Genomic DNA, 5,986 nt, shown 5'->3' with positions numbered 1-5,986 from the left:
CAGCTTCCAGATCGGCTGCGTGTGGAAGGCGACCTTGCGCTCTTCCGCGGTCAGCGTTTCAATTTCTTCCGACGTCGGCTGGCTCGATGTGGCGTTCATGTCGCCGACGAATTTGACATAGCCGCCAAGCGGTATCGCACACAGTTTCCAGCGCGTGCCGTGGCTGTCGTTGAAGCCGAAGAGTTCCGGGCCGAAGCCGATCGAGAAGGCCCTGACGCCGATGCCGCACCAGCGCCCGACAAGGTAATGGCCCATTTCGTGGACGAACACGACCACGGTCAGCACGAAGAGGAATGGCACCAGCGTGCCGAGGACAAAGCCTTGTGTGCTGAAAAGCGCGTGAAGAATCTCGTTCAAGACAAACCCTCAAATTCTTCCACGGCGCAGACTGCGCCGTGACTGTGACACCAATCCGGGCGAATCCAAGGCGCATCGCGCAAAGGACCTGAAATGACACCACTCAAACGGGAAACAGACCCTGCGCCGGATGATCGGCGTTCGCCGAAATCCAGCCGATGACGTATAGGGCGAATGCAGCTGCGACAAGCCCATCGACACGATCCATGACGCCACCATGGCCCGGGATGAGCGCGCCTGAGTCCTTGCGGCCATGGCGGCGCTTGACCCAGGATTCAAACAGGTCGCCTGCCTGCGAGACAATCGACAGCACGAGCGCCACCAGGCCGAGCAATGCCAGATTGCCGACACCGGCAGCTACGGCGAGGACCAGCCCGGCGACGACGCCGCCGAGCGCACCGCCGAGCGCGCCGCTGCGCGTCTTGCCGGGCGAGATAGAGGGCGCCAGTTTCGGCCCCCCAACGGCACGGCCAACGAAATAGGCAAGGATATCGGTGGCCCAGACGACCGCAAACAGGAACAGGATGGCAATGAGGCCCGAACGATCGCCATCGCGCAGCAAGGCGAGCGACAGGCCTGGAACCGCGGCATAGGCGAGGCCGCTCGCATCCCATTGTCCGGTCTTGCGAAGCGAGGCGGCTATCGCCGTTGCGGCAACAATGGCCGCCACAAGCGGCAGCAGCCAGGAGGCGGCCAGGCCGCCAATCAAGGCGCCAATGAAGACAACCAGCAGAGCTTCCGGCAGGAAACCCAGGCCCGTGGCCCCGGTCGGGCGCGACATGCGGGTCCATTCATAGAAGATCGCCGCCGATATCACGGCGCACAGCAGCCGGAACGGCAGACCGCCGATCCAGGTCAGACCGAGAGTGATGATGGCGAGCACGATCGCCGAAACGACACGCAGCTGGAGATTGCTCATCCCGCGGCCGGTCGCGAAGCGACGTCCTGGCCTCCAAGTCCGCCGAAACGGCGTTCGCGGCCAGCAAACTCACGCAAAGCCTCGGCAAGGTGCTCGCGGCTGAAGTCGGGCCAGTAGCAAGGCAGGAAGACGAGCTCGCTATAGGCGGCCTGCCACAGGAGGAAATTCGACAGCCGAAGCTCGCCGCTGGTGCGAATGACCAGTTCCGGGTCGGGAATGCCTTGCGTATCAAGCGCAACGGCAAAGCTTTCGGCTGATATCGCCTCGGCGTCGAGTTCGCCACGCGCCACGGCCAAAGCGAGCTTTTGCGCCGTGCGAACGATCTCGTCGCGTCCGCCATAGTTGAAGGCGATCACCAGCGTCAGAGATTCATTTGCGGCCGTCAGCGTTTCGGCCTCGTCGAGCAGTCCCCTGATATCGGGCTGCAGCCCTGCCCGGTCGCCGATGATTCTAACCCGCACACCGCTCTGGTGCAGTTCGGCGAGGTCACGGCGGATGAACATTTTCAGAAGGCCCATCAGGTCGCTGACCTCGGATTTCGGCCGCGACCAGTTCTCCGACGAGAAAGCGTAGACGGTCAGGTAGGAGATGCCGAGCCCGGGTGCTGCGCGCACCGTCTTGCGCAGCGCCTCGACGCCGGCACGATGGCCCGCAAGACGAGGCAAGCCGCGCGCCTTGGCCCAGCGTCCGTTTCCGTCCATGATGATTGCGACATGCGCGGGCGTTGCCATGTTCTCGCTTTCGGGTCAGCCGGAGGCCAAGACCCTAAACCTGCATGATTTCAGCTTCCTTATCGGAAAGCAGGTGGTCGATGGTGCTGATCGTCTCGTCGGTAAGTTTCTGAACCTGGTCCGAGCGCTTGCGCTGATCGTCCTCGCTGATGTCGCCGTCCTTCTCCGCCTTCTTCAGGAAGTCCATGCCGTCGCGGCGCACATGGCGCGCGGCGACCCGGGCGTTCTCGGCGTAGGTGTGCGAGATCTTGACCAGTTCCTTGCGTCGCTGTTCGTTGAGTTCGGGAAGCGGAATCCTGAGGTTGGTGCCGTCCACGATCGGGTTGAAACCCAGATTGGATTCGCGGATCGCGCGGTCGACCGCGCCGACCATCGACTTGTCCCATACCGATACCGAGATCATGCGCGGCTCCGGCACCGAGACGTTGGCGACCTGGTTGATCGGCATGGTGGTGCCATAGGCCTGCACCTGGATCGCATCAAGCAGATTGCTGGAGGCGCGACCGGTCCGCAGCGAAGCCAGATCATGCTTGAACGCGGCGATGGCCCCATCCATGCGCCGCTTGAGATCGTCGTACTCACCACTCATCTTTATCTCCTCGACCCGTCTAATGCGGGCTCACTGCTTCGGGGCCGTCTTCGAATCGGACCTTCGAAAACCGGTTTCCCTTCGGGCCAGGCCGCCGATCAATCGTCCGCGACGACCGTGCAGCGGCCGCCGCCCCTCAAAATATCGCCGAAACCACCTTTTTCGTGGATCGAATAGACGATTATCGGAATGTTGTTTTCGCGCGCAAGTGCAATCGCTGCAGTATCCATGATGGAAAGGCCGCGATTTATGACTTCGCCATGGCTGATGCGCTCGAAACGCGTCGCATTCGGGTCCTTCTTCGGGTCCGCCGAGTAGACGCCGTCGACCTGAGTACCCTTGAACAGTGCGTCGGCGCCGATTTCAGCCGCGCGGAGGGCGGCGGCCGAATCAGTGGTGAAGAACGGATTGCCAGTGCCGCCGGCGAAGATCACCACCTTGCCCTGGTTCATGTAAGCAGTCGCCTGGCGCTGCGAAAAGCTCTCGCAAAGTTCGGGCATGGCGATCGCCGAAAGCACCACGGCGTCGACGCCGATCTTGTTCAACGACGTGCGCAGCGCCAGCGAGTTGATCACCGTGGCAAGCATGCCCATGTGGTCGCCGGTGACACGGTCGCCGCCCTTGGAGGCAACGGCCACGCCGCGAAAGATGTTGCCGCCGCCGATGACGACACCGACCTCGATGCCCAATGCACGCGCCTCGGCGATGTCGCCGGCGATGCGATCCACCACTGAAACGTCGATGCCGAAATGCTGCTCGCCCATCAACGCTTCGCCCGACGCTTTCAACAAGACACGTCGGTAGAGGGGCTTCACCGTCATCTGGGCCTCTTCATTTGCATGTGGCGCGTTCCGGTGGCTACCCTCGCGCAGGCGCCGCCTCGAAACAATGGCGTTCCGATACACGAAGGGCGCCGCGATGTCACGCGGCGCCCAAACGGCAAATTCGCCGGTTTCCTTCCCATCAATCAATTGGTGGACACGCTGGCCGACTCTCCTTCGATAAGCACCGGTGACACGTAGTTGGAGGGCTTGTCGCCGGTTGTCGCGCCGCCGGTGACGCGCGCCTGTATCTGCGAGCCGAAATAGGAAAAGGGAAACGGCGCTGGAGTTCTGCTGACCCTCTCCAGCCGGTCGCGATGCGCTTTCGGAATCTCGAAATCCAGCGCGCCAAGATTGTCCTGCATTTGGCTGAGCGTCGTCGCGCCGAGAATGACGGTCGCGATCCCCGGCTGCGTCGCCACCCAGTTGAGCGCGACCTGAGGCATGCTGCGGCCGATCTCGGATGCGACCTTCTCGAGTTCGGCCACGATAGCCCAGTTGCGTTGCGTGAACTTTTGGAAACCCGGATGTGTCGAGTTGCGAAATCCGTCGAGCCGGCCCGCGTTTCCGGCCTGAGCCGGCCGATACTTGCCGCTCAGCAGTCCGCTGGCCAGCGGGCTCCACACCATGATGCCGGCGCCATGGCGCGTGCCGAATGGCACGAACTCATTCTCGATCGCGCGTTCGGCCAATGAATATTCGAGCTGCAACGCCGAAACCGGCTCATATCCGCGCAATTCGGCGATCGCCTGTGCGCGGCCCGCATACCAGGCGGGCACATCGGAAAGCCCGACATGGCGCACCTTGCCCATCCGAACCAGGTCGTCCAGCGTGCGCACGACCTCCTCGGCCGGGGTCAGCCTGTCCCAGACATGCATGAGATAGAGATCGATATAGTCGGTCCCCAACCGTTTCAGCGAAGCATCTACGGCCCGCATGATGTTCTTGCGGCCATTGCCGCCGGCATTCGGATTGCCGGGCTGCATGTTCATGGTGAACTTGCTGGCAATCACCGCCATGTCGCGCAAGCCGCGCTCGGCGATGAATTCGCCAAGCCAGGCTTCGGCCGTGCCGTCTGTGTAGAGATCCGCCGTGTCGAAGAAATTGCCGCCCGCCTCGACATAGGCGTCGAACATCGCCCGCGCCGTATCCCTGTCGGCTCCCCAGCCCCATTCCGTGCCGAAAGTCATCGTGCCCAGCGCCAGCCGGCTGACCCTGAGGCCGCTGTTGCCAAGAGTGTAGTAGGTCATGGTCATAATCGTCTTCCAATGCTTGGTGACAGATGCCCGAGCGTCACTGGCCCGGAGTGGTCTTGACCCAGGGATTGCCGCGCTCGTGTGTCATGCGGAACGCAAAGCCATCGACCTTCCAGCCATCCGCAAAACGCGTCAGGTGATGCTCATAGGTGCCCCAGACCTCCCAAAGCGGGTCGCCATTGCCTTCCATCCGGTTCCAGGCATAGCCGGTCGACAGGACAGTCGCCGTGTCCGCCTCGAGAACGACCTGGTGATTGGTGCGCAGATGCAGGCTTGTCTTGCTGCCCTTGAGGTTGGCCGCCCAGGCGCCAATCAGGTCGTCGGAAGCGATGTTGGCCGCCGGCTGTCCGGAAAGGCTGCTGAAATCGGCAGTGACCCGATCCGCGAAATAGCTGCGTGCAAGCTTCCAGTCCTGGGCGTCGACGGCCCGGTCGATGGCATCGGCGATGCGAATGACCGCGCGTTCGTCTGCGAGGGCCCGCCAGTCTGATGGCTCCGCCCCGCCGGCGTCCATCGGCGCCAACGCCATGCCTGCCGCGAAAGTTACGCGCTTCAACGCATTCATGTTCTTTCTCCTCGATGCCATCAGCCCATCGCCGACGTGCGGCCGGCAATGTGGACCGCTCGGCCGACATCGATAAGATTGCATTGTTCGCATGGACCATGCGATATCATGCATGAATGTACCGGGACCTGCTCACCCACCTGCCTGTGATCGTCGCCGTGGCCCGACGCGGCGGCTTTGCGCTTGCCGCCGCCGAACTCGGCATGAGCCCTTCGGCAGTCAGCCATGCGGTGCGCATTGTCGAAGAGCGGATCGGCCAGCCTTTGTTCGCACGGACGACGCGCAGCGTTTCGCTCACCGAGGCCGGCAAGGCGCTGGTGGAAACGGCGACTCCGGCCCTCCAGGATATTGCCGAGCGGATGGACCGTATCCGCAGCGTCAAAGGCAGGCCGTCTGGCCTGCTCAGGATCAACGCCTCCAACATCGCCATACCATTGGCGGTGACGCCGGTGGTCGCCGCGATGGCCGAGCGCTATCCGGAGGTTACGGTCGAGGTCTTCGCTGACCAGGGTCTGGTTGATATCGTCGGCGAAGGCTTCGATGCCGGCATCCGGCTTGGCGAGATGATCGCCCAGGACATGGTCGCGGTCCGGCTGACGCCGCCGTTCTCCGTCGTCATCGTGGCCTCGCCCGCTTATATCGGACGGCACGGCCGTCCCAGCAGCGTTGCCGATTTGGCGAGCCACAATTGTATTGGCTACCGGCTCGTCCGCTCCGGTGCGCTCTATCGCTGGGATCTGATCGAGGA

The 5,986-nt window shown here is 62.9% G+C and carries 8 protein-coding genes; 1 reads left to right on the top strand and 7 read right to left on the bottom strand.

Features of this window, described 5'->3' with window-relative positions; translation table 11 throughout:
- From EN955_RS33345 to EN955_RS33315, 7 genes are all read right to left on the bottom strand, one after another.
- Positions 1-357 (bottom strand): site-2 protease family protein (locus EN955_RS33345; protein WP_164769955.1); only part of this gene is annotated, 357 nt, incomplete at its 3' end.
- Positions 358-460: 103 nt separating this feature from the next.
- On the bottom strand, positions 461-1,276 hold the full coding sequence (locus tag EN955_RS33340) for a phosphatidate cytidylyltransferase (protein WP_024503349.1): 816 nt from the start codon (positions 1,274-1,276) through the stop codon (positions 461-463).
- Positions 1,273-2,007, bottom strand: coding sequence for an isoprenyl transferase (locus tag EN955_RS33335; protein ID WP_013531758.1), 735 nt, complete (start codon positions 2,005-2,007; stop codon positions 1,273-1,275). The genes EN955_RS33340 and EN955_RS33335 overlap by 4 nt, the downstream gene beginning before the upstream one ends.
- 34 nt (positions 2,008-2,041) lie before the next feature.
- Complete coding sequence (gene frr, locus EN955_RS33330; RefSeq protein ID WP_013531759.1) at positions 2,042-2,596, bottom strand: ribosome recycling factor; 555 nt, start codon at positions 2,594-2,596, stop codon at positions 2,042-2,044.
- Positions 2,597-2,694: 98 nt separating this feature from the next.
- Complete coding sequence (gene pyrH, locus EN955_RS33325) at positions 2,695-3,417, bottom strand: UMP kinase (RefSeq protein WP_013531760.1); 723 nt, start codon at positions 3,415-3,417, stop codon at positions 2,695-2,697.
- 146 nt (positions 3,418-3,563) lie between these two features.
- A complete protein-coding gene (locus tag EN955_RS33320; RefSeq protein ID WP_024503350.1) occupies positions 3,564-4,673 on the bottom strand; it encodes an aldo/keto reductase in 1,110 nt (369 codons plus the stop codon).
- Positions 4,674-4,710: 37 nt separating this feature from the next.
- The gene (locus EN955_RS33315; RefSeq protein WP_024503351.1) at positions 4,711-5,238 is read right to left on the bottom strand and encodes a nuclear transport factor 2 family protein; all 528 of its coding nucleotides are present in this window, start codon (positions 5,236-5,238) and stop codon (positions 4,711-4,713) included.
- A gap of 116 nt (positions 5,239-5,354) precedes the next feature.
- On the opposite strand from EN955_RS33315, the gene EN955_RS33310 reads away from it, so the two are divergent.
- On the top strand, positions 5,355-5,986 hold a 632-nt coding region (locus EN955_RS33310; RefSeq protein WP_164769954.1), incomplete at its 3' end, for a LysR family transcriptional regulator.

It is taken from the genome of Mesorhizobium sp. M7A.F.Ca.CA.001.04.2.1 (assembly GCF_003998485.1).
Taxonomy (GTDB): Bacteria; Pseudomonadota; Alphaproteobacteria; order Rhizobiales; family Rhizobiaceae; genus Mesorhizobium; species Mesorhizobium ciceri.
Note: the sequence above shows the minus strand (reverse complement) of the source record. Positions and strands in the feature narration are given on the sequence as shown.